Raw genomic sequence first — 21832 nt, forward strand, 5'->3', positions numbered from 1 at the left:
GCTTTCCTATTGTTCTTCGAACGGAGAGAGAGGGATTCGAACCCTCGCACCGCTTACGCAGTCTAACCCCTTAGCAGAGGGTCCCCTTATAGCCACTTGGGTATCTCTCCAAAGAATGGCTCCCCGAACAGGGCTCGAACCTGTGACAACTCGATTAACAGTCGAGTGCTCTACCAACTGAGCTATCAGGGAACATTAACTATATATAATTTATCAAAACTTTAAAGAAGAGTCAAGCATCAAATTTCCTTAACTCTTATATCTGCTACTGAAACTTAGGGAGTGATTATCTCCGACATGAAAAGCGGACCGCTACATCTGCCGCACCGATACTTTTTAACATCTACCTTGCGCTTACGCTGATACATTTGCCCGCACTTCTGGCAGACAAGCTTATATTTATAGGGCAGTGTCCTCCTGCCTTTTCCATCCGGCAAGGACTGACAGAAACGACTCCCACCCACTTTAGCTAAAAGCTGTTTAAATTCAGGGTCGCGATGACGATAGCCTCTCCCTCGTATATGTAGATGATAATGGCATAGTTCATGCTTGATAATCTTCTCGACTTCTTCTTTGCCATAAGCCTCAAGCTGATGCGGATTAATCTCAATCCGGTGGCTGCGAAGCATGTATCTTCCGCCTGTCGTCGTCAGCCTGCTGTTAAACGCGGCTTCATGCTGAAATGGAACGCCAAAGCTTTCGAGTGAGATGCGCTCAATCCATGTCTGCAGTTCTTCATTCGTCATGGAGTTCATATATGCTCAGCTCTCTTTCTTTCATTGTTTCTACTTGATTGTAAGTATACCTTGGGATACACTGTCAAGGAACCACTGACCGAACTAAAGGGGAGAAATGCACGTATGTCGAAAATGCGATACGTTATTCTGCAACATGCCGATCAGTTAGAATTTGTGGAAATGCCTTCCGATTATGCTTATCAGCTCAGCGCACTGAATCTTCGTCTGAATAAAGAAATCGATAAGCTGACCGCTGATATTGTACCTGCTCTTCCTAGAGCCATTGCTGAATGTGATCAGCTGGACCTCCTGGAAGATCGCTATGTGATTACACAAGGTCTTGCCTATATTAACGATCTAGAGAAATCCTTTGCAGCTGTAAAAGAAGAACACTATCCTCTGATCGCCCTGCTAACCGAAATTCGTGCCCTTCAGGCACAACTCGAACAATGGTACGAAGAAGAAGACCTTACTCTACATCATCCACTATAAAAAACACACAAATAACCGTTCTACAATCCTTGTAGAACGGTTATTTTCATGTGAACGGGCACAATACGGGCCCTCTCCCCATATGCTAACGTACAGAAATGAACCTATGGAGGAGGGATTTCCCTATGCCCCAATGGCTTAGTAACCAACTCATGCGTGCTTTCCATAAGAAAGATCGAAGACAAATTCGGCTGCTGAACGAATGCTGGTTCTTCTATCGCAATCGCCCAGGCGCTCAATATGGTATGACGAATGAAACTGATCTATAAACAGCTGCCAGCCAGTGAATTAGAAACTGCATTCTCATCATCGGCTTTTGCTGTCCTTACGAATGATTACTGTTTGTTTTGATTTGGGTCCTTCATCGTGAGAGCAACGCGGCCTTTTTTCAAATCTACGTCAAGCACCCATACCGTTACATTATCTCCTACGGATACCACATCCATTGGGTGCTTTACAAATCCGTTGCTAAGCTGCGAAATATGAACGAGTCCATCACTTTTTACGCCAATGTCTACAAAGGCACCGAAGTCAATTACATTACGAACTGTCCCTTGCAGCTCCATTCCCGGTTCCAGATCTTCAATCTTCAGTACATCGGTACGGAAAATAGGAAGCGGCAACTCTTCACGCGGGTCACGGCCCGGACGCTGTAAGTTCTCAAGAATATCGCGCAGTGTCGGCAGACCGACTTCTACTCTGTCAGCAAGCTCTTGCGCGCTTTGTTCTTCCAAGATCCGTGTCAGTTCTTCGGTACCCAGTTTATCCAGATCCACTTTGAGTTCTGCAAAGACGCGGTCAACTACAGAGTAAGATTCCGGGTGAATTGCTGTTTTATCCAGCGGATTATCCCCTTCCGAAATACGCATAAACCCAGCACATTGTTCAAATGTCTTCGCGCCTAGACGCGGTACTTTTTGCAGTTCTTTACGAGAAGAAAATCTACCATTCTCTTCACGGTATTTCACAATATTTTTAGCAATCGTGGAGTTTATTCCCGCTACATAAGACAACAGCGAAGGAGAAGCTGTATTCACATCTACGCCAACATGGTTAACGGCAGATTCTACAACGGCTTTCAGACTTTCCTCCAAATGTTTTTGAGATACATCATGTTGGTATTGACCTACACCAATGGCTTTTGGATCAATCTTCACAAGTTCAGCCAGTGGATCTTGAACCCGGCGAGCAATGGAAGCAGCACTGCGCTCTGCTACGTCCAGATCAGGAAATTCTTCCTGTGCAATCTTGGAAGCAGAGTATACACTTGCCCCTGCCTCATTCACGATCAGATAAGCAAGTTTGGAATCTCCGATCTCTTGCATAACTTCTGCTACAAATTGCTCGGTTTCACGGGAAGCTGTCCCATTTCCAATGACAATTAGTTCAATATCATATTTATTGATCAGCTCTTTAAACTTAGCTAATGCTTCCTGCTTCTTATTATTCGGCGGTGTCGGATACGTTACAGCTACCTCTAACAGTTTTCCTGTTTCGTCTACAACCGCAAGTTTACAGCCAGTCCGGTAAGCAGGATCCACGCCAAGTACACGTTTATTCGGAATCGGCGGCTGCAGGAGCAAGCTGCGCAGATTACCAGAGAAGATGGAGATGGCCTGTGCTTCGCCTTTTTCCGTCAGTTCTGTACGAACTTCTCTTTCAATAGAAGGAGCGATGAGACGCTTATAAGCATCCATAATTACATTTTCAAGGATGTCACTGACAACGGATTGTGATTTTAATATCTGACGGCCAATATAGTTATGAACCGGCTCTGCATTAACATCGAGACCCACTTTCAATATGCCTTCACGTTCTCCCCGGTTGATCGCAAGAATACGATGCGGCGGCATTTTTTTTGCGAGTTCTCGGTAGTCATAGTAATTCTCATATACGGATTCCACATCGATATCCTTCGCTTCCGAAGTCAGCATCCCGTGATCCAGTGTATATCTTCTTACCCATGAACGAATGGAAGCATCATCAGCAATATTCTCAGCTAAAATATCCTTTGCGCCTTGCAGCGCCGTATCTGCACTATCTACTCCAAGCTCTTCGTTCACATAACGAGCGGCTTCTTCCATTACATTTCCTTGTTTTGGCTGATTCCAGATCCACTCGGACAATGGCTCAAGCCCTTTTTCTTTAGCTACACTCGCACGGGTTTTACGTTTTTGACGATAAGGACGGTACAAATCTTCTACTTCTTGAAGTTTGACTGCTTGCTTGATTGATTTCGCTAATTCCTCCGTCAGTTTACCCTGCTCTTCAATAATGCGAATGACTTCCACTTTGCGATCTTCCAGATTACGAAGGTAGACCGTTCTTTCTTCAATCAGACGCAGCTCATTCTCGTCCAGCTCGCCTGTCATTTCTTTACGATACCTTGCGATAAAAGGTATTGTGTTCCCTTCGTTCAGCAAAGATACGGTTGTTCTTACCTGCTTTAATGAGAGCGAAAGTTCTTTGGCAACTTGATTAACAATACGCTCTTCCTGTTCTTTCTTCAGTTTCTCATCGTTCAATTCAACTGCGGATAGCTCTGACAAAAAAATCCCTCTTTCTTCTATGGATTACCCGCTCTGATTCAGTTGCAAAGTGCACTATGCAGTGGCAAACTGCGCTAACGAAAATAGCCGCTGCGTACACAAATGATTCCATGACCGCTGTTGTGATTGGAGTTTTTTTATCCTATTAACTCAGTGGTATAACTCCAATCACAAAGGCGGACGCTTCGCTTCTCGGAATTCATTTGTTACTCCGCTACTGCCTGCTCAGTAGCACTGCATTTACAACATTACGCAAAAGAATAAGAGACGTCCAATTTCTTTTTTAATAAAAAACATTTTTAAATAAAAAGCACATATTTTTTAGGTTAATTCGAAGTTCTGTTATAATACCTGCACTTCGATTTCTATTTATTTTTGAATACGCCCCAGAAAAGAATCGTACAATAAATCTGTCTGTCCCATCCAGCGTTTCTCGGGTCCCTATATCACCGCCTTAGCGGGATGTATCTTATTATCACAGAACTTCGGCTCAATTTCCACTTTTGAAGCGCCAATTTACTGTATTTACGGCAAAAAAGACTGCAGCAGCAGTACCCTAAGGCAGCTTTTACAGTCTTTCCTGAAAAACAATGACAAAAACAGACTATACGCGTTTAAAACGATACATCTCGCTATGGTAATCTCCCACTTTATTTCCTACGGAAATACCGGCATACATCAGGGCATCCCCGCTATATACGCCTTCTCCATCTACAGCAACATAATCACGTTCAGGATCAAGTCCTTTCAGCTTCAAACGCTGCAGCGGAGCATTCGGTTCGGACAGTACACGGAAGTAGAATACGACCACATCTTCACCATCCGGTGAGACAAACATCCATGCCGCTTCGTTCCCTTCAAATGGGTTCAACAGACGATGGAAAACACCAAATTGTACGGTCTTACGAATCTCTTTATATAGAGCAACCTGTTCCTGCACCGTTTTCTTATCGTTCTCATCAAATAACGTCAGATCCAGCTCATATCCAAAGTTACCGGACATTGCCACATGACCGCGGGTTTCAAGAGAGGTAATCCGGCCAACCTGATGATTAGGGACAGCTGAGATATGAGAACCCATAGAGCTGATCGGATATACAAGACTTGTACCATACTGAATCTTCATACGAGATACAGCATCGGTATTATCGCTTGTCCATGTTTGCGGCATGTAGTACAGCATACCTGGGTCAAATCTGCCTCCGCCACCGGAACAGCTTTCAAACAAAATGTGCGGGAATTTCGAAGTAATTCGCTCCATCACATCATACAAACCGAGCATATAGCGGTGAGCTGTTTCTTTCTGTTTTTCTGGCGGCAATAAAGCAGAACCGACTTCTGTCATGCTTCGATTCAAATCCCATTTTACGTACGTGATCGGAGCACTTGCCAAAATATCTGATACCATACGAACGATTTCGTCTTGTACATCTTTACGGGACATATCAAGAACGAGCTGCTGTCTGCCTTCTGTACGGCGACGATTTGGAATATGCAGGCACCAATCTGGATGATTACGATAAAGATCACTATCTGGGGATACCATCTCCGGCTCAAACCACAAGCCAAACTGCATACCGGTCTCCGTTACACGCTGAGCCAGATTGTTTAACCCTTCAGGCAGTTTATTTTTATCAACAAACCAATCGCCTAATGAGGAGTTGTCATTATCCCGATGTCCAAACCAACCATCATCAAGAACGAATAATTCAATACCAAGTTCCTGCCCAGCACGAGCAATATCTTCAATCTTGTCCGCTGTAAAGTTAAAATAAGTTGCTTCCCAGTTATTAACCAGTATTGGACGTTCCTCATCACGATGCTGTCCTCTTGCCAAACGCTCCCGGTATAATTTGTGATATGTTTGAGACATTTTGCCAAGTCCTTCGTCAGAGTAAACCATAACTACTTCCGGTGTCTGGAAAGCTTCACCTGGCCCAAGAATCCAGCCAAATTCAAACGGATTAATACCAAGGGACAAACGTGTCGTTTGGAACTGATCCACTTCTGCTTGTGCTATGAAATTACCGCTGTATACAAGACTAAATCCGTAGACTTCACCTGTATCTTCTGTTGCATTCGGACTTAATAGTGCTGCAAACGGATTTTGTTGATGACTGCTTGCACCTCTGCGACTTTCTACACTTTGATTGCCGACAGTGAGCGGTTTGCGGACAATACTCCGTTCTCTAGCCCAAGCTCCTGATAGCTGCAGCCATTCGTAGTTCGCATGAGGGAAATCAATACTTGCACTTAAAGCACGTACAATTTCGTTTGTAGCATCCCCAATATTGATAACTCGTGCGGAGCGTGTGATCGCATCATATTCATGAAACGCGGTATAAGTCAGCTCTAATTGGATTCCTGCTACGGAATCTTCCAATTTCACAATGAGGGTATCCGCTTCGGTATCCTGCTCCGTATAAGTCGCTGGAAGTCCCGATAATGCAGGCTTTCCGCTTACAATTTGGTGATCTTTGTACAAAAATTCAGTTACCGTCGAACCGTTTGGCTGACGAAGCTGAAAAGCCGGAGAGCGGTAATCGCTCGTGCCATATACCGGGTACTCCTGAGGCAAGGTATCAAAAGAGATCGTCCGGTCTTCCGGAACCGGATTCGGGCTGAATGAACAGCGCTCCTCACGCACATGAATCCATGCGAAATCGTTATCGCGTAATCTTTTACCATAATATATTTGAGTCAGATGACCTGTAGGCAATGCTTGAAATACATAACTAGCAGTCTTTGTTTGCAGGTGGAAAATACGTTTATCTTCATTATAAAAAATCGCCATGATGTGATCCACTCCCATGTCTTTTAATAGCGCTTTCAAAAATCGAATGTAGAAATTGCTAACCCTCTTTCACAGTATAGAATCGGTTAATTTTAAATGCAATGTACTATCTTCGCCTTCTGATTCCATCCCCATCTAAAATAAATACAAAAACGTTAAGATACACTGATGAGATGTCTAAACACAGCAAAAAGAGCGAACAGTACTGCAATACTGTTCGCTCCTTAAGCTCACCTAAAAATCAATTAAACCTAGGCTGATCTGTAACGATTCATTAACAAGCTTCATCGTCTCGTCATCCAGATGCGTAATCTTATCTGTAAGACGCTGCTTATCAATGGTCCGAATCTGCTCCAGCAGAACAACAGAATCCCGGTCAAAACCATGTGCTTCGGCATCAATTTCTACGTGGGTCGGCAATTTTGCCTTCTGAATCTGTGCCGTAATGGCAGCTACGATACAGGTCGGGCTAAAACGATTGCCGATATCATTCTGGATTACAAGCACCGGTCTGACTCCCCCTTGCTCGGAACCAACAACGGGTGAAAGATCCGCAAAAAATACGTCGCCGCGTTTTACGATCAATGTTTACACCCCGCTCACTAAGCGGCCCAGAGTGCTGTCTGCATCGTCCTCCGCGTGAAAGGCTTCGGAAGCCATGGTCAAATTAATTTTGGCCATTTCCATGTAGCCGCGCTGCATGGTTTCTCTGATGTAACGCTTCTTGCGCTCCATCAAATACAGCTTCATAGCTTGCCTAATAAATTCACTGCGGTTCGAATTTTCCATTGCTACGATCCCATCAACTTCCTGCAAAAGATGATCTGGCAAACTGATCATAATCCGTTTGGTGTTCTGTACATTGGTCAAGTCTCTTCCACCCCCACACAAAACCTACGCCACTGTTACCAGTATAACGTTATTTCAGGAAATTTATACAAGAGGATATATATGCCCCGCGTATATCAAGTATGCATTACTCATTATAAACGGAATGAACGAATACGTACATCATCCATTTTGTAAATATCTACACAATTCGCGGGTTTTAGACGATATCCTCTTTCTTCACAGAAATTTCACGAAACTTAGGATAACAGGGCGTTAACGCGAGCGATGACTTTTCCATCCCGGATATAAATACGCGGGACACGATTTGCAATCATGCACAGAACTTCGTAGTTAATCGTATCAATCTTCGATGCCAGCTCGTCGGCAGTAATCGTGCTGCCCATTTGCTGACCGATGAGAACAACCTCTTCACCAGCTTTAATATCTTCCTTATCCGTTAACGTTTGCAAAGACACCATACACTGATCCATACAAATGGTACCAACGACCGGGACGCGGTGGCCGCGTATTAGAACGTCTGCTTTACCGGTTAGCATCCGAGAATAACCATCTGCATAACCGATTGGAAGGGTTCCAATCCTTTCTTCATTTGAAGAATAATATTTGGTTCCGTAACTAATGCCCCAATGTTCTGGAACATTTTTTACATAAACAATCTTTGTCTTTAGTGAAAGCACTGGGAGTAATTGCACGCTCTGCTTATCCACTTCTTCCGATGGATATAGACCATACAGGCTAATTCCTACCCGCACCATATCGAGCGAAAGAGACGGAGTATCAATAGCAGCAGCGCTGTTACCCATATGTATGATCGGGAGCTTGTAACCTGAATCCCGCAGCGCGCTAATCACATCCATGAACCGTTGATATTGCATCAGTGTATAGTCTTTGTTTTCTTCATCCGCTTTGGCAAAATGGGTATATGCCCCTTCGAGTTCTACATAGGAAAGACATGACAGGCGGCCTGCTGCCTGCTTTGCGTCTTCTGCCGTAATAACTCCAAGACGCCCCATCCCGCTGTCAATCTTAAGATGCACTTTCAGCTTGCGTATGTCTTCGGAAGGATCAAGGTTTTCGATACTTGTGATAACTTCCTCACTAAATACCGTTACCGTAATATCGTTTTGATATGCAATCTCGATCCCTTCCGGTGGTGTATATCCCAGTATAAGTATTGGTGTTTTTATCCCTGCATTACGCAGTTCTAGGGCTTCGTCAAGAAAAGCAACGTTGAGATAGTCTACTCCTATCCTTTCCAGTTCCTTCGACGTCTCTACAGCACCATGACCGTAAGCATTCGCCTTAACACAAGCACTGAATAACACATCTTTTGGCAAATTCTCGCGAAACACATTCACATTATGTCTTAAATGATCCAAGTTAATTTCAGCTTGGGTCGGGCGATACTGTCCTTCCACCCTAAGTCACCTTCCCTGATTTTAATTCCTATCTAACAATAAACTAATGGTATGCGAGAGAAACACGACTGTCAAATCCCTATAACTAAGGGGTTTGATTACTCAAAGGAATAGGAAAATACATTTAATGTTATATTCGACACTGAGCCCCATTTCGCCTACAATCTGCGGATAAAAAAAGAGGCGAACAGCCGTGGAATTTACGAAAAAACACTTCGTAAATATTCGGTATCCGCCTGTCTCACCTATTATTTACCCGATTGGTCCTGCATAGAAGCGGCGATTTGTACCATTTCTGCTACAGGTAAGTTATCGCTTGTAATACGGTACTCCATTCCTTCATCAAACCACGTTAATGTCTGAGGTAGTTCTGTCGTCATCATACCAATAGTGAAGCCTAGATCTACAGGTGTTGTAGCAGCATAAGAAGATGCTCTATCTTGTGGTCTTGCTTCGATAATGGTGTAATTATATGTTCCTTCGAACCGTAACATGACTGCATAATCATCTTCTGTTTCCATAATGGTCGGCTCGCCTTTCATGTTTACTCCGTTTGGAAGATAAGTTGGCTCAATAACACCAAAATCTCCTAGTTCACTTGATGCTCCTTCTTCTGCAGCTGCACTATCATCCGGGCTTACTTCTCCCCCGACCTCGTCACCTGGATTCCCTAATTCAGGCTGATCGGAAACGTCCACTCCAGGATCCTGCTCTTCTGGAACTGTTACTTCCGGTGTATTCACATCTTCATTAATCGTAGGGGTGCTGCCTGCTTCAGGAGCCTGTGTCTCTCCACTACCAGCCGACATGTTCTTTTGCATATCAAAGGAATCTTTTTCAAACTTCGTACCAAATTCAAATGTATCAAATTTCACATCAACGACAACGTTAGCATTGGCATCCGATACGGCAACATGTTTTGGTGAATAATCTTTCTTGTCCAGCCAAATTTTCTGGCGAACAAGCGAATGAGTATTGTAATTCGCAGCTACGTCAAACACATAACTATCTTCTTCGTCTGCGAATTGACGGGCGTTATCACCGATGATACTGCGGACAAGGGTCTCATATAAATAGACTTGACCCTGATCGTCCGGCCAGTTGCTTTGAAACCGGAAACTTTTATTCAGGCTCGGTGTTAGAACAAATACGCCATCATCATTACGAAGCACAATTTGTGTAATGTTTTTCTTCGCGTTCGTTAATGCAATACGATAATAAGAAGGTTTTTGATGCGATACTTCTACTTTGTACTCCTGTGGTGTTTCTCCAGAATAAAGTGTCATTACACCCGAACCTTTGTAACTTTCTAGTTCCCCTACGACCTCGTTCAATTCTTTTACTACTGACTCTGCGTCCTTTGGTCCACAAGCCGTAAGCAGACCTGAAAAGCACAGTACCATGGCAATTATCCATGATATCCGGCGCATGACATCATCCCCTTTAACACTGATTTCAGTTGATTGATACATGTTTATGAGGGACTTGTTCGATTTATGCAGACTGGCCTGACAAGCTGGATAAATGAATACTCAAAATCGTTTGAAACGAACAAAAAAAGCCCCAACTTTCTGTGGTAGAAAGTGAGACTTATCTTGATTACTTTTACTTTTGATTACATTTACTTATCCAAATCTTCCTTAGGGACAAGCTGAAAAATTTCTTCTGATTCCATGGTATCAATCAAACGGTTCAGCCACTTGTAGTAAGCTACAGCTTCCTCCATCTTTTTCTTGTCTCTAGAAAGAATCTCGTATAGCTTCTCATCTTCAAGATCTTCTTTTAAAAGCTTATTCAGTTCTTCGATTGCTTTTCTAAACGTAAGAAGATTACTTTCTGCTGCTTGTCTCCATTTAATAGTGAAATAATCCATAAAGGTCTGATGCCAGTCATACTCCACTTCGTACTGATCCTTACGAGAACCTTTACTCCATACCTTGTTCACCATTTGCAGATCAAGAAGATTACGTACACTCGTGCTCATACTGGTCTTACTCATTTCCATTTCTCTTCCCATATCATCAAGCGTCATGGGTTGATTTGCAAAAAAGAGCAGTCCATATAAATGGCCCGCAGAAGAAGTGAGTCCGTACAATTCCATATTTTTACCCACGGTTTGAATGACACGCTTACGAATATTCATTATTTTTGATTGTTGTTCTTCATTTAATTGGTCCAAGCTCATGCTTGTAACCTCCCATTCTACCCTTAATCCTACTGTATAAAAATAGTTACTGTCCAAATGAATAGCTGAAATATCCACGGCCCAGGTCTAAATACCAAATCATAAAAGAATTCCATTAAGGACAATCTAAAAATTAAAATGCTAAATCGATGACTTTGATCACAATTTTTGTTAAATGTCATGCTCTATTTTAAGAAAAGCAATATTAAAAGTAAAGATGCCTCCTACGTAGCTATTCCTCAATAAAGGAAGAATAGGCGAGAAAATAGGCTTATTTTGCTAAAATTCAATTCGTACAGTTTTTACTGTACGAACTAAACATACTGAATGTACATTTGAAAGTATAGAGCCAATTTGTTACAATGACAAAGGCAAATGTTTAAATTATGTGAAATAAAGCTTATATCGTTATAGAAAAAGGGGTGTAAAGATAAGCATGACCATACTAGAAGTGAAAAATGTAAGTAAGCTGTTTGGTCCTAATGCTCAAGAGGGAGTTAAGCTTCTTGAACAAGGCTTTGATAAAAAGCGCTTGGCTAAAGAAAAAAATATTACGGTCGGCGTAAATCAAGTCAATATGAAAATCAAACAGGGAGAAATCTTCGTCATTATGGGACTCTCTGGTAGTGGTAAATCCACACTTGTACGAATGCTGAACCGCTTGATTGAACCTACTTCGGGAGAAATCCTCGTTCACGGGAAAGATCTTCGTAAAATGAACAAAGAGCAGCTGCGCAAGGTTCGCCGCGAAACCATCAGTATGGTATTCCAAAGCTTTGCTCTTCTGCCTCACCGTACTGTACTTGATAACGTCGAATATGGTTTGGAGATTCAAAAGGTAGATAAAGCGAAACGCAAAGAAAAAGCAAAAGAAGCTCTTGAGTTGGTTGGGCTAAAAGGCTGGGAAGATAAACTTCCAAGTGAACTCAGCGGCGGGATGCAGCAACGTGTCGGTCTTGCACGTGCTCTTGCTAACGATCCAGAAGTTCTGCTTATGGACGAAGCTTTCAGCGCACTTGATCCACTGATTCGCCGTGATATGCAAGATGAGCTCTTAGAGCTGCAAGATCGTATGCAAAAAACAATAATCTTTATTACGCATGACTTGGACGAAGCTCTTCGTATTGGGGACCGAATTGCGCTGATGAAAGACGGTTCTGTTGAACAGATTGGCACACCGGAAGAAATTATGATCCAGCCTGCCAACTCATTTGTCGCTCGTTTCGTCGAGGATGTGGACTTATCTAAAGTACTTACTGCTTCTCACGTTATGCTGAGACCAGAGACCATTACACTCGATCGCGGCCCTCGTGTAGCACTTGAGCTGATGCGTGAACGCGGTATATCTAATCTGTTTGTCATCGATCGTACTAAAAAACTGCTCGGTGTTATAACAGCGGAAGATGCGGTTCGGGCCTTTAAAGACGGAAAAACATTACAAGATATTCTCATTACAGACGGACCTCAAGTACCGCCTGAAACGATGATGAATGACTTGTTTGAAATTACAAGCTCTGCCAAAGTTCCTGTAGCCGTAGTTGACGACAAAGGAAGAATCGTAGGTGTTATCGTAAGAGGCGCACTGCTCGGAGCACTTGGCGGCGAAGTTACAACGAAGGAGGAATCATCTCATGCCGAAGTTACCCATAGCTGAGTGGACAGATGCCGCAGTTAATTGGCTAAATGACTCACTCTCCGGATTCTTCGGCGTCATTTCGACTATTATCGAAAGTGTCGTCGGATTTTTCTCGGGGCTGTTTATGCTGCCCCACCCTTTTCTGTTTATTATCATTTTTGGTGTACTTGCTTATATGCTGGGAAAATGGAAACTTACTGCATTCACGGTAATTGGCTTCCTGCTTATCTATAACCTAGGTTACTGGACGCAATCCATGGATACACTGGGGCTCGTCGTAACTTCAGGGATTGTATCCGTTGTAATCGGCGTACCCCTTGGTATTCTGTCGGCGTACAGCCGCAGCGTGGAAAGAGTAGTTACTCCGATCCTCGATCTCATGCAGACCATGCCTGCGTTCGTATACTTGCTTCCAGCCGTTACTTTCTTTAGTTTGGGTGTTGTACCGGGTGTTATTGCATCCGTTATATTCTCCATTCCACCAACCATTCGTATGACGCATCTTGGTATCCGCCAAGTGTCTACAGAACTTGTCGAAGCGGCTGACGCTTTTGGTTCAACTTCGGCTCAAAAGCTATTTAAAGTACAGCTTCCACTAGCCATGCCAACACTAATGAGTGGTGTTAACCAAACGATCATGTTGTCACTATCCATGGTCGTAATCGCGTCAATGATTGGGGCACAAGGTATTGGTGCTGAAGTATATCGTGCAGTTGGACAACTTCAGATTGGTAAAGGATTTGAAGCAGGACTCGTCGTAGTCGTACTGGCAATTGTGCTCGATCGTTTCTCTCAGAATTTAGTAGGTAAGCCAGGAAAGAAGAAACACAGCCGCTTTACTTCAAAACAGCGGATCTGGATGATCTCGGCTGCTGCAGCTATTGTACTTATCGCTGGTTTTTCTCAGTATTTTGTAGGTAATAATGCTGCTGATGGTGCTGAACGAAGCGCCGTTGGCGAAGAAGTAAATTATCAGATTGTAGGTATTGACCCTGGTGCCGGTATCATGACTTCTACGAAACAAGCACTGGAAGATTATGATCTGACAGATTGGACTCTTGTGGAAGGTTCTAGTTCTGCGATGACAGCGATGCTGGAGAAAAGTCTGAAGAATGAAGATCCTATCATCATAACAGGCTGGACTCCGCACTGGATGTTCAACAAATATGATCTGAAATTCCTAGAAGATCCGCTTAAATCGTATGGAGACGCGGAAGAAATTCGTACGATCGTCCGTAAAGGACTCAAAGAAGATCATCCGGCAGCCTACGAGTTCTTAGATCGCTTCAACTGGACGGCTGAAGAGATGGCTGAAATGATGATTGCTATCCAGGACGGCGCGGATCCACAGCAAGCAGCAAAAGAATGGGCGGAAGCTCATAAAGACAAAGTCGCTGAGTGGACAAAAGGTCTGCGGTCTTCAAATGGTGAGACTTTGAAACTTAGCTATGTAGCTTGGGACTCTGAAATCGCAAGTACAAATCTTGTGGAATATGTCCTCGAAAATGAGCTTGGTTACAATGTAACTTCACTTCAAGTAGAGATGGGCCCGATGTGGACTGGTGTCGCAGCAGGCGATGTGGATGCTACCCTTGCAGCTTGGATGCCTGTCACTTCCGCAGCATACTACGACCGCTATATTGACAAAGTCGAAGATGTTGGTGTAAATATGGAAGGTGCAAAAACTGGACTTACTGTTCCAGCTTACATGGATATTGACTCCATTGAAGATCTGAAATAAATCTTCTAATTATGAATAAGTATTTCAACAAAAAAACCGTAACCCTGCTCTGCTGGGTTACGGTTTTTTGTTGCTGTTACCGAGCCTTCCACATCAGTCCATTACTCTAGTTCTTTCTTCCAATACTGCGCGTCTGTTTAACCACCTGATGTCCATATACAGAGAAAGATCCAGCCAGAATCCCCTGCACGACTGAATCCGCAGACCATCCCAGCATCCAGACAGCAAGCAGCACAGCAACAATAACAACAACGTATACAATGGTCCAATCCGGTATAGCCGGCGTAGATTTAAGAATAAATCCCACGACCCAGCAAGCGGCTACGACTCCAACTAGACGCGGGTCAATAAGTTCCCAGATCACACTCCACTCCATTTCTCCCACTCTCCCCTTTTCTGCATTTTATGAGTTATTAGGTTATGTATGCAGAATAATGGACAAACAGTACATGCAGTAGAAATGTGGATACATAAAAAGCCATCCCTTCATCCGAAGATAAAGGAATGGCTGAGAACTAGACAGATACTTAACCGAAGAATTTAATGCGTTCATCCAGCGGTTTGAGTTCTTTGTCGCCAGCTGGTTGTGCAATACCACCGAATGGCATCTGAGCACGAAGTTTCCAAGATTCAGGAACGTTCCACTCGTTAGCAATTCTTTCGTCAACCAGCGGGTTATAGTGCTGCAAAGAAGCGCCGATCCCTTCTGTAGCAAGACCAGTCCATACTGCGAATTGGTGCATACCTGCTGTTTGTTCAGACCAGATTGGGAAGTTATCCGCATAAGCAGGGAATGCTTCTTGCAAGCCGCCTACAACAGCTTGATCTTCAAAGAACAATACGGTACCATAAGCACCTTTAAACATATCCATTTTTTGCTGTGTTCCGGAGAAGTCTGCATCGCCCATCACTGCTTTCAGCACTTCTGTTGTCATGTCCCACAGTTTTTCATGCTCGCCTTTGAAAAGAACGACAACGCGAGTGGATTGTGAGTTAAATGAAGACGGTACGTGTTTTACTGCATGCTCCACGATTTCTTTAATACGATCGTCGGACACCTTTACTTCTTTGTTAAGTGCATATACGGAACGGCGTGTTTCTACTGCTTCAAAAAAATTCATAATTAATTTCCTCCTATTAATTGAATATAATGTATTTATTTTTTTTCAAAGGATACTGTATTATTTCATCAACTCATTTCGAGTTTGATCGAAATAATACAGGTCCCTGCAAAGTTCTAGCGCTGGATAATCGAAATAAATTTGCAGGTCCCTGCAAAGTTAATATCGATTATCCGACGATAAAATCTTTGCAGGTCCCTGCAAAAATTCATCGATTTCTATACGATTAATTCTTTGCAGGTTACTCCTTATTGAAAACTTTATCGCTACGCATCGTGTCGATCGGACGAACATCTCGCTCAATCTGCTCACGGTGCGGTTCCAAGAATGGCGGAAGAGACAATTTCTCTCCCAGCGTTTCATAAGGTTCATCCCCCATAAAACCAGGGCCATCTGTTGCAAACTCAAACAAAATCTGCGGAGTTACTCTTGCATACAAGGATTCAAAGAAGTGGCGATCTACATAACCCGAAGTAGTGAAGCCGAAGCTTTCCATTCGAGAAGTCCACTCATCAAGCACAGCCCGGTTCTCAACCCGGAATGCAGCATGGTGAACCGTACCGTATCCTTGACGAGCTGGCGGGAGTTCTGTGTTGTCTTCAACGACAACCTGTGCTCCATTTCCACCTTCGCCTCCTTCAAACAAGTGAAGATTCTCTTCCTGTGCAATTTCTTTGAACAAAAGTACTCTCTCCATCAATTCCTTGAAATAATCAAACTGGGAGAATCGTACGAAGATGGGGCCTAGTCCTGTAATCGCATATTCCAGCGGGATCGGCCCTTTTTGCCACGGTGTACCCGAAGGAACCCCTTTATTAAACTCATCTGAGATCAATTGATACTGCTGCTCATCAAAATCGACGAAAGATAAGGTTTTCTTCCCGAACAGCTCTTTTATACCTGAGTGACTTACTCCTAGACGATCAAAACGTTCTTTCCAATAATCAATCGCTTTGTCGGTAGGGACTCGGAAAGAAGATTTGTAGATTTCATCATTACCATGGGTACCTTTTGGAATACCAGGAAAATCAAAGAACGTCATGTCTGTACCTGCACTGCCTTTATCATCCGCAAAGAACAAATGATACGTCTGAATATCATCTTGATTCACTGTTTTTTTCACAAGCCTCATACCGAGGACATAAGTGAAAAACTCATAATTTTTCTCAGCATTACTCGTAATTGCCGTTACGTGGTGAATTCCTTTTAAATGGTTCATTGTTCATCCCTGCCTAATAAAATTTATTCTAGATATGAAATGTAATTGGTACAGAAGCTTTCTTTATTATCTCTAATTAAAGTATTACAAGTTTAAGATATAAGTTTAAAAATCAAATCCCATATGTTTGATGACGTAATAACGAATGGCTTCTTTATTTTCTAATGAAAATCAGCTGCATTCCATATCTCTAACATTCAGGGATTGTAATCATTTATGCCTCTCGGCAATACATCTCTTCTTGTGAAAATCACTTACTTTTTCTCAATCGCTTAAATAAAGTTTATTACTAAACTGAGCGAATGTCAACCTTCTTTTCAAAATTAGATAGATAATTTTTTTCGTTCATTAATGAACAAAATACGACCTTCTTATCATTAAACCAGAATGTGATATTTTACTCACTTTTTTAGATATTCGAAAAAATCCTTACAGAGTTCCTTCATTAAAACGATCAGTGATCTAAAACGAAAAGTACATGAATCACTAAAGTAGAATACTCGATAACAGCATATGGTCGGAGTCTTGAAACCCGGTTCTTTAGGAAAATAGTGACTATTATATGAATATATTAAAATATACCTACCCACGACACACATCTAACAATTTATGTCTGGTACCTCTTAATGCACTGGTCGTATTATAGTAACATACTTCTTTCAAGGTGATAACTAGGAACCATACTTAATTACTAATACTGACAGTATTATAGTAAAGCGATTGCACTTTTGAATTCATAAAGTGGATGAAATACTCGCCTAGCCTGTCAGACTATCCAGAATTATTTCATCTTAGGGGGAATATTTAAGTGTTTAAGAAAAAGATTTTACTATCAGCAATCTCTGTCCTGTTGCTACTCGGATTAGCTGCATGTGGCAATTCTGATGTGAACTCGTCAACTGATGCAGCAAGCAACAATACGGAGACAACAACTGTCTCATCTTCACCGTTATCACAAGAAGAGTTTGAGCAAATGTTTTCAAGCCCTAAAGATTACAAAGGCAAAGCAGTAGATTTTTACGCCAAAATATTTACAACTCCAGAAAAAGATGAAGATGGCATCTATCTTCAAGCTTACGCTGACCCTAAAAATAGTGAACATAATATTCTAATTGGATATACAGATAAGTCCCTTAGCCTTAATGAAGGAGACTATATCCATGTTACGGGTATTGTAAAAGATGAGTTTGTAGGAGAAAATATGCTTGGCGGCGAAGTGAAAGCACCGGTGATTCTCGCTCAAACCGTCGAAATAAGCGATTATATCACTGTTGTATCACCGGCATTAAAAACAGTGGATATCAATAAAACGATTGAACAAAATGGCTATGTAATGACAGTCAATAAAGTTGAATTCGCAGATGAGGAAACCAGATTCTATATGACTATCGAAAATAAATCTGAGTCAACGATCAGCTTCTATGACTTTAACTCAAAACTCACTCAGGGTAGTACTCAATATGAAGTCTCTACCAATTATGAAGCCGACTATCCAGAGATTAACTCTGAGATTCTGCCAGGGATTAAGAGTGAAGGCATAATAACTTTTGAAAAAATAGACCCTTCTGGTGAGGATATAACATTGATTGCCGAAGGTTCTTCAGATAATTACGACTTGGACTTCAAACCATTTACATTTCAAATTCCAGTTCAATAATGAAAATCTCAGTTAATCTATTAGTATGATTCATAGAAGTATTTTTGTATCTGTAACAAAAGATAGTTATCCTGTAATCCCGAAGAAAGAAGTCACGAACGACTGGGGATACAAATATAAATATTTCTTATTCCCATCTCTTATATCTATAGCTAATCTATCTTTTAATAAAAGAAGAGTCCTGTTACTTAACTGAACTCCTTAAAATAGACATTGGTAAAACTCCTAAGTTTACCCTATTAATTCTAAGGGGTGTATTTTTAAGAAAAAGCAATGATATATTAATAAGTCAGTCCATGGTCTAACTTATTAATATACCATGCAAAGATGAAACTGCTGAACATGTTGTTCTCAATTAAAAATCTCTCAAACGCTTTATAAGCTGCTGAGAGATTTTTTATGTTTTTGTAAAACAGCCTATTGATATATTCATAGATTCATATGGATTCTCTTACTTTTTTAATAGATTTGTCTAGCACACTTCTTCCTCTCTTGGCATCTAATATAGAGTACTAAAAGAAAAGAGGTGATTAATATGACTAGTATAAAAGCTACTAGACAACCTGACCTTGTATTGATTACTTGGGCAAGAAACCCTCTAATCCCTGGCTCTCCAAAAAGAATTGTCTCCGTACGTGTCATTGGGAGTTCTGAACCTTGTAAAATTGATTTAAAACACAATGCATTACTTCGTACTGCACTAGCTTGTATGTTAGATAAGGAAGTTGGCTTCAAGATCATCTTCAAAAAAAGAACATCTGCAATCAGCGGCCTTGTTTTATTGCAACGCTAATTAGGTATCGATAATGAGGGAGCAGAGAAATTCTTCTGCTCTCTTTATTTTATTTAACCACCGATGTGTGACATTTCAATTTTCGAGTTCTTTCTTTTTCTCATTGTCTCTTCATTACGTTCATCGGAATAGCGATCATCTCTATTTTCCCATACGTTTGAAATAAACCGGGTGATCGATTCATCATCTTCCCCAGACCGTAATAAATCCCGCAAATTCGTTCCCTCTGTGGCAAATAGACAAGTATATAGTTTCCCTTCGGCAGAGATCCGTGCACGGGAACAAGTCCCACAAAAAGAATCGGTAACCGAAGAAATCACGCCGATTTCACCCTGACCATCTTCATATTGATAACGCGTAGCTACTTCCCCTATATAATTAGGCTCGGTAGGTGTCAAAGGAGAGAACTCGTTAATCTGGTCAATAATTTCTTTTTTCGACACTACGTCATCCAATCGCCAACCATTTGAATTCCCAACATCCATATACTCAATAAACCTAAGGATATGCTCTTTCTCTTTAAAAAACCTTGCCATAGGTACAATATCTTGCTCGTTCTTCCCTTTTTGCACAACCATATTGATCTTCACTTGCAGTCCGGCCTCTGCTGCTTTTTCTATTCCTTCTAATACCGTTGACACCTTGCCACGATGACCATTCATCTCAAAAAAACGATCTTCATCTAAGGAATCCAGACTAACCGAGACTCGTGATAATCCTGCTTTTGCTAAATCATGTGCGTATTTTTTTAGTAAAGTGCCATTGGTCGTTAAGGCAATCTCTTCTACCCCAGCGATGCGGTGAATCTGTCCTATTAATTTAGGCAGATCTTGACGCAGTAAAGGTTCTCCGCCCGTAATACGTACTTTTTTCACACCTAATGAGACGAAAATCTTAACTAATCTTTCAATTTCTTCGAAACTGAGTATTTTATCAGACGGTAAAAAAGCAAAATCTGGACCAAATACCTCGGCAGGCATACAATACTGACAACGAAAATTACATCGGTCTGTCACGGATATCCTTATATCTCTTAGAGGTCTATGTAGTTGGTCTTGTAGATTCGAAATTGTAATCTCCTTCTTTCATTAGTAAGAGTTATTCATTTACAGGTCCGTTTTCTGCATCTTGCTCAGGTAAAAGAATACGCTCTTTATGTGTATAAATATTAAGTGAATTCTGTCTAATAAAACCTACCGTTGTAATACCGAGTTCATCTGCCAGTTGCAGAGCAAGTTCGGTGGGAGCAGATTTGGACAAGACAATTTCACAACCAATTTTGGATACTTTAAGTAAAATTTCCGATGAAATTCGTCCGCTGAATACGATGATTTTATCTTTCAAGCTGATGTTATTTCGCAGGCAATATCCATATATTTTATCAAGTGCATTATGACGTCCAATATCCATACGGCTTAGTATAATTCCATTCACATCACATAACGATGCATTATGCACACCGCCTGTTTTTTTAAATGTCTCAGCGGAATCTTGCAGATCGTTCATTAAACGGAAACAATCCTCGGTAGTAACTCTGACATGAATATCTTCCATTTTTTTGGCTACCAGTGCATCATTTGCAAACACAAAACCTTGGCGGCTCATCCCGCAACAAGAAGTAATATATCGTTTATTTTGAAATTGTTGATAAAAAGGATTCACGTTCTTTGTTTTGACATGCACATAACCTTCTTTTGGCTGGTACCAAATGTCTTCAAGGTCACCCGCACTCCGAATGATCCGTTCAGAAGCTAAATATCCAACAACCATATCTTCTACATACTCTGGTGTGCAAACCATGGTAACAAATTCTTCTTGGTTAATTTTAACCGTAACTGCATGTTCTGTTACCACGAGATCTTCTATTTCTTTGATTTGTTTATCTGCAACATGTATAACCTTTCTTGTTACTGCATTTTCCATAAGGCATCCTCTTATTCACTAATATTATCTTCAAAAACAAATACAGAAATAGCAAAATCCTCTTCAATTTTGATATCTGAAAATAAATGCAGCAATTTCGAACCTACGAGTTGTTCCATGCCTTCTGGAGGCGATTCACTGTACAAATCTTGGATCATACTTGTACGTGCTGCATGAACCATTTTTAATCCTTCAGGAGTACTCGCAATGAATTTTTCGGTAGGTGTGATGTTTCCATAAAGTGTGGAAACTGCCATATTCTCAACGAAAACCGTATGAATACGATCGGGTCCTTTTCCAAATTTATCTTTGCGTAGTTTTCGAATCATGTCATTAAATTCATGTATTTTTTTTGACATTTTAACGAATCTCCTATCATTATGAAACTTTTGTTTATTATCGTATTTTCATAAGGATAACCCTTATCATTTTGTATGAAATCAGCAGCTTATGTAGTTAAAATAGTACTAGTAATGGTTTCTCTTGTCCATTTATCTTATCAAAAGTTCAGCTAATTTTTTAGTTGATTCTGTTTAGAGAATACAAATGATAAAGACTCTCATTAATTAATTTTATTGATATTATTGATCATTCTAATTGAAAAGAGCTATAATAAATGATATACGAATGGTGTTTACGTATTTTGATTCCTACATGGGTTTATAGAATAGAATTGAACTCATTTTTCATATGGATCTTAATATTTGAATTCTAT

Annotated in this window: 20 protein-coding genes and 2 tRNA genes; 6 read left to right on the forward strand and 16 right to left on the reverse strand. The window is 41.3% G+C overall.

Annotated elements, in window-relative coordinates; all coding sequences use genetic code 11:
• Positions 1–21: 21 nt before the first annotated feature.
• The 3 genes from GQY27_RS04270 to GQY27_RS04280 form a co-directional block, all read right to left on the reverse strand.
• Positions 22–110 (reverse strand) — tRNA-Ser (locus tag GQY27_RS04270).
• Between the two features lie 6 nt (positions 111–116).
• Positions 117–192: transfer RNA gene (locus GQY27_RS04275), tRNA-Asn, on the reverse strand.
• Between the two features lie 83 nt (positions 193–275).
• A complete protein-coding gene (locus GQY27_RS04280; RefSeq protein ID WP_160032507.1) occupies positions 276–746 on the reverse strand; it encodes a SprT family protein in 471 nt (156 codons plus the stop codon).
• Positions 747–860: 114 nt separating this feature from the next.
• On the opposite strand from GQY27_RS04280, the gene GQY27_RS04285 reads away from it, so the two are divergent.
• Both GQY27_RS04285 and cmpA read left to right on the forward strand, forming a co-directional pair.
• Positions 861–1229, forward strand: a complete 369-nt coding sequence (locus GQY27_RS04285) for a hydrolase/acyltransferase (protein ID WP_160032280.1) — start codon at positions 861–863, stop codon at positions 1227–1229.
• A gap of 125 nt (positions 1230–1354) precedes the next feature.
• Complete coding sequence (cmpA, locus tag GQY27_RS04290) at positions 1355–1498, forward strand: cortex morphogenetic protein CmpA (RefSeq protein ID WP_160032281.1); 144 nt, start codon at positions 1355–1357, stop codon at positions 1496–1498.
• Positions 1499–1564: 66 nt separating this feature from the next.
• Here the strand turns inward: cmpA and GQY27_RS04295 are convergent, their stop codons facing one another.
• The 7 genes from GQY27_RS04295 to GQY27_RS04325 all read right to left on the reverse strand — a co-directional run bounded on the left by GQY27_RS04295 (position 1565) and on the right by GQY27_RS04325 (position 11027).
• Positions 1565–3778: a Tex family protein gene (locus GQY27_RS04295; RefSeq protein ID WP_160032282.1), complete on the reverse strand. Its 2214-nt coding sequence runs from the start codon at positions 3776–3778 to the stop codon at positions 1565–1567.
• A 604-nt stretch (positions 3779–4382) separates the two neighbouring features.
• The gene (locus GQY27_RS04300; RefSeq protein WP_160032283.1) at positions 4383–6572 is read right to left on the reverse strand and encodes an alpha-galactosidase; all 2190 of its coding nucleotides are present in this window, start codon (positions 6570–6572) and stop codon (positions 4383–4385) included.
• Between the two features lie 234 nt (positions 6573–6806).
• Complete coding sequence (locus tag GQY27_RS04305) at positions 6807–7157, reverse strand: type II toxin-antitoxin system PemK/MazF family toxin (RefSeq protein WP_160032284.1); 351 nt, start codon at positions 7155–7157, stop codon at positions 6807–6809.
• 3 nt (positions 7158–7160) lie between these two features.
• Positions 7161–7442, reverse strand: a complete 282-nt coding sequence (locus GQY27_RS04310; protein WP_160032285.1) for a CopG family ribbon-helix-helix protein — start codon at positions 7440–7442, stop codon at positions 7161–7163.
• A gap of 218 nt (positions 7443–7660) precedes the next feature.
• Positions 7661–8842, reverse strand: coding sequence for an alanine racemase (gene alr / locus GQY27_RS04315; protein WP_160032286.1), 1182 nt, complete (start codon positions 8840–8842; stop codon positions 7661–7663).
• A gap of 248 nt (positions 8843–9090) precedes the next feature.
• Positions 9091–10272 (reverse strand): LolA family protein, encoded by a 1182-nt coding sequence (locus tag GQY27_RS04320; protein ID WP_160032287.1) that lies wholly within the window; start codon positions 10270–10272, stop codon positions 9091–9093.
• A gap of 191 nt (positions 10273–10463) precedes the next feature.
• Positions 10464–11027, reverse strand: coding sequence for a GbsR/MarR family transcriptional regulator (locus tag GQY27_RS04325; RefSeq protein WP_160032288.1), 564 nt, complete (start codon positions 11025–11027; stop codon positions 10464–10466).
• 436 nt (positions 11028–11463) lie between these two features.
• On the opposite strand from GQY27_RS04325, the gene GQY27_RS04330 reads away from it, so the two are divergent.
• Positions 11464–12681, forward strand: coding sequence for a quaternary amine ABC transporter ATP-binding protein (locus tag GQY27_RS04330; protein WP_160032289.1), 1218 nt, complete (start codon positions 11464–11466; stop codon positions 12679–12681).
• Positions 12659–14404, forward strand: a complete 1746-nt coding sequence (locus GQY27_RS04335) for a glycine betaine ABC transporter substrate-binding protein (RefSeq protein WP_160032290.1) — start codon at positions 12659–12661, stop codon at positions 14402–14404. Before GQY27_RS04330 ends, GQY27_RS04335 begins: the two co-directional genes overlap by 23 nt.
• A 106-nt stretch (positions 14405–14510) precedes the next feature.
• Here GQY27_RS04335 and GQY27_RS04340 read toward each other — a convergent pair whose 3' ends face one another.
• From GQY27_RS04340 to GQY27_RS04350, 3 genes are all read right to left on the reverse strand, one after another.
• A complete protein-coding gene (locus GQY27_RS04340; RefSeq protein WP_160032291.1) occupies positions 14511–14780 on the reverse strand; it encodes a phage holin family protein in 270 nt (89 codons plus the stop codon).
• Positions 14781–14931: 151 nt separating this feature from the next.
• A complete protein-coding gene (locus GQY27_RS04345; RefSeq protein ID WP_160032292.1) occupies positions 14932–15525 on the reverse strand; it encodes a nitroreductase family protein in 594 nt (197 codons plus the stop codon).
• A gap of 241 nt (positions 15526–15766) precedes the next feature.
• On the reverse strand, positions 15767–16744 hold the full coding sequence (locus tag GQY27_RS04350) for a ring-cleaving dioxygenase (protein ID WP_160032293.1): 978 nt from the start codon (positions 16742–16744) through the stop codon (positions 15767–15769).
• A gap of 808 nt (positions 16745–17552) precedes the next feature.
• Here GQY27_RS04350 and GQY27_RS04355 point away from each other — a divergent pair.
• Together GQY27_RS04355 and GQY27_RS04360 are read left to right on the forward strand one after the other, a co-directional pair.
• Positions 17553–18401, forward strand: a complete 849-nt coding sequence (locus GQY27_RS04355) for a hypothetical protein (protein ID WP_160032294.1) — start codon at positions 17553–17555, stop codon at positions 18399–18401.
• A 535-nt stretch (positions 18402–18936) separates the two neighbouring features.
• On the forward strand, positions 18937–19194 hold the full coding sequence (locus GQY27_RS04360; protein WP_160032295.1) for a hypothetical protein: 258 nt from the start codon (positions 18937–18939) through the stop codon (positions 19192–19194).
• A gap of 53 nt (positions 19195–19247) precedes the next feature.
• Here the strand turns inward: GQY27_RS04360 and moaA are convergent, their stop codons facing one another.
• From moaA to GQY27_RS04375, 3 genes are read right to left on the reverse strand one after another with little or no spacing between them, the layout of a single operon-like run.
• A complete protein-coding gene (gene moaA, locus GQY27_RS04365) occupies positions 19248–20264 on the reverse strand; it encodes a GTP 3',8-cyclase MoaA (protein WP_160032508.1) in 1017 nt (338 codons plus the stop codon).
• Between the two features lie 28 nt (positions 20265–20292).
• Positions 20293–21117, reverse strand: coding sequence for a formate dehydrogenase accessory sulfurtransferase FdhD (gene fdhD, locus GQY27_RS04370; protein WP_160032296.1), 825 nt, complete (start codon positions 21115–21117; stop codon positions 20293–20295).
• Between the two features lie 11 nt (positions 21118–21128).
• Entirely contained in the window at positions 21129–21476 is a 348-nt protein-coding gene (locus GQY27_RS04375) for a Na-translocating system protein MpsC family protein (RefSeq protein ID WP_160032297.1), read from the reverse strand.
• Positions 21477–21832: the final 356 nt, after the last annotated feature.

The sequence above is a fragment of the Paenibacillus sp. An7 genome, from assembly GCF_009870785.1.
Taxonomy (GTDB): Bacteria; Bacillota; Bacilli; order Paenibacillales; family Paenibacillaceae; genus Paenibacillus.

What these genes read in the sequence shown, in the direction of transcription:
- GQY27_RS04280 (WP_160032507.1), bottom strand. Translation starts at nt 746, where the DNA reads ATGACGAATGAAGAACTGCAGACATGGATTGAGCGCATCTCACTCGAA.
- GQY27_RS04285 (WP_160032280.1), top strand. Translation starts at nt 861, where the DNA reads ATGTCGAAAATGCGATACGTTATTCTGCAACATGCCGATCAGTTAGAA.
- cmpA (WP_160032281.1), top strand. Translation starts at nt 1,355, where the DNA reads ATGCCCCAATGGCTTAGTAACCAACTCATGCGTGCTTTCCATAAGAAA.
- GQY27_RS04300 (WP_160032283.1), bottom strand. Translation starts at nt 6,572, where the DNA reads ATGGCGATTTTTTATAATGAAGATAAACGTATTTTCCACCTGCAAACA.
- GQY27_RS04320 (WP_160032287.1), bottom strand. Translation starts at nt 10,272, where the DNA reads ATGCGCCGGATATCATGGATAATTGCCATGGTACTGTGCTTTTCAGGT.
- GQY27_RS04325 (WP_160032288.1), bottom strand. Translation starts at nt 11,027, where the DNA reads ATGAGCTTGGACCAATTAAATGAAGAACAACAATCAAAAATAATGAAT.
- GQY27_RS04330 (WP_160032289.1), top strand. Translation starts at nt 11,464, where the DNA reads ATGACCATACTAGAAGTGAAAAATGTAAGTAAGCTGTTTGGTCCTAAT.
- GQY27_RS04335 (WP_160032290.1), top strand. Translation starts at nt 12,659, where the DNA reads ATGCCGAAGTTACCCATAGCTGAGTGGACAGATGCCGCAGTTAATTGG.
- GQY27_RS04340 (WP_160032291.1), bottom strand. Translation starts at nt 14,780, where the DNA reads ATGGAGTGGAGTGTGATCTGGGAACTTATTGACCCGCGTCTAGTTGGA.
- GQY27_RS04345 (WP_160032292.1), bottom strand. Translation starts at nt 15,525, where the DNA reads ATGAATTTTTTTGAAGCAGTAGAAACACGCCGTTCCGTATATGCACTT.
- GQY27_RS04350 (WP_160032293.1), bottom strand. Translation starts at nt 16,744, where the DNA reads ATGAACCATTTAAAAGGAATTCACCACGTAACGGCAATTACGAGTAAT.
- GQY27_RS04360 (WP_160032295.1), top strand. Translation starts at nt 18,937, where the DNA reads ATGACTAGTATAAAAGCTACTAGACAACCTGACCTTGTATTGATTACT.
- fdhD (WP_160032296.1), bottom strand. Translation starts at nt 21,117, where the DNA reads ATGGAAAATGCAGTAACAAGAAAGGTTATACATGTTGCAGATAAACAA.
- GQY27_RS04375 (WP_160032297.1), bottom strand. Translation starts at nt 21,476, where the DNA reads ATGTCAAAAAAAATACATGAATTTAATGACATGATTCGAAAACTACGC.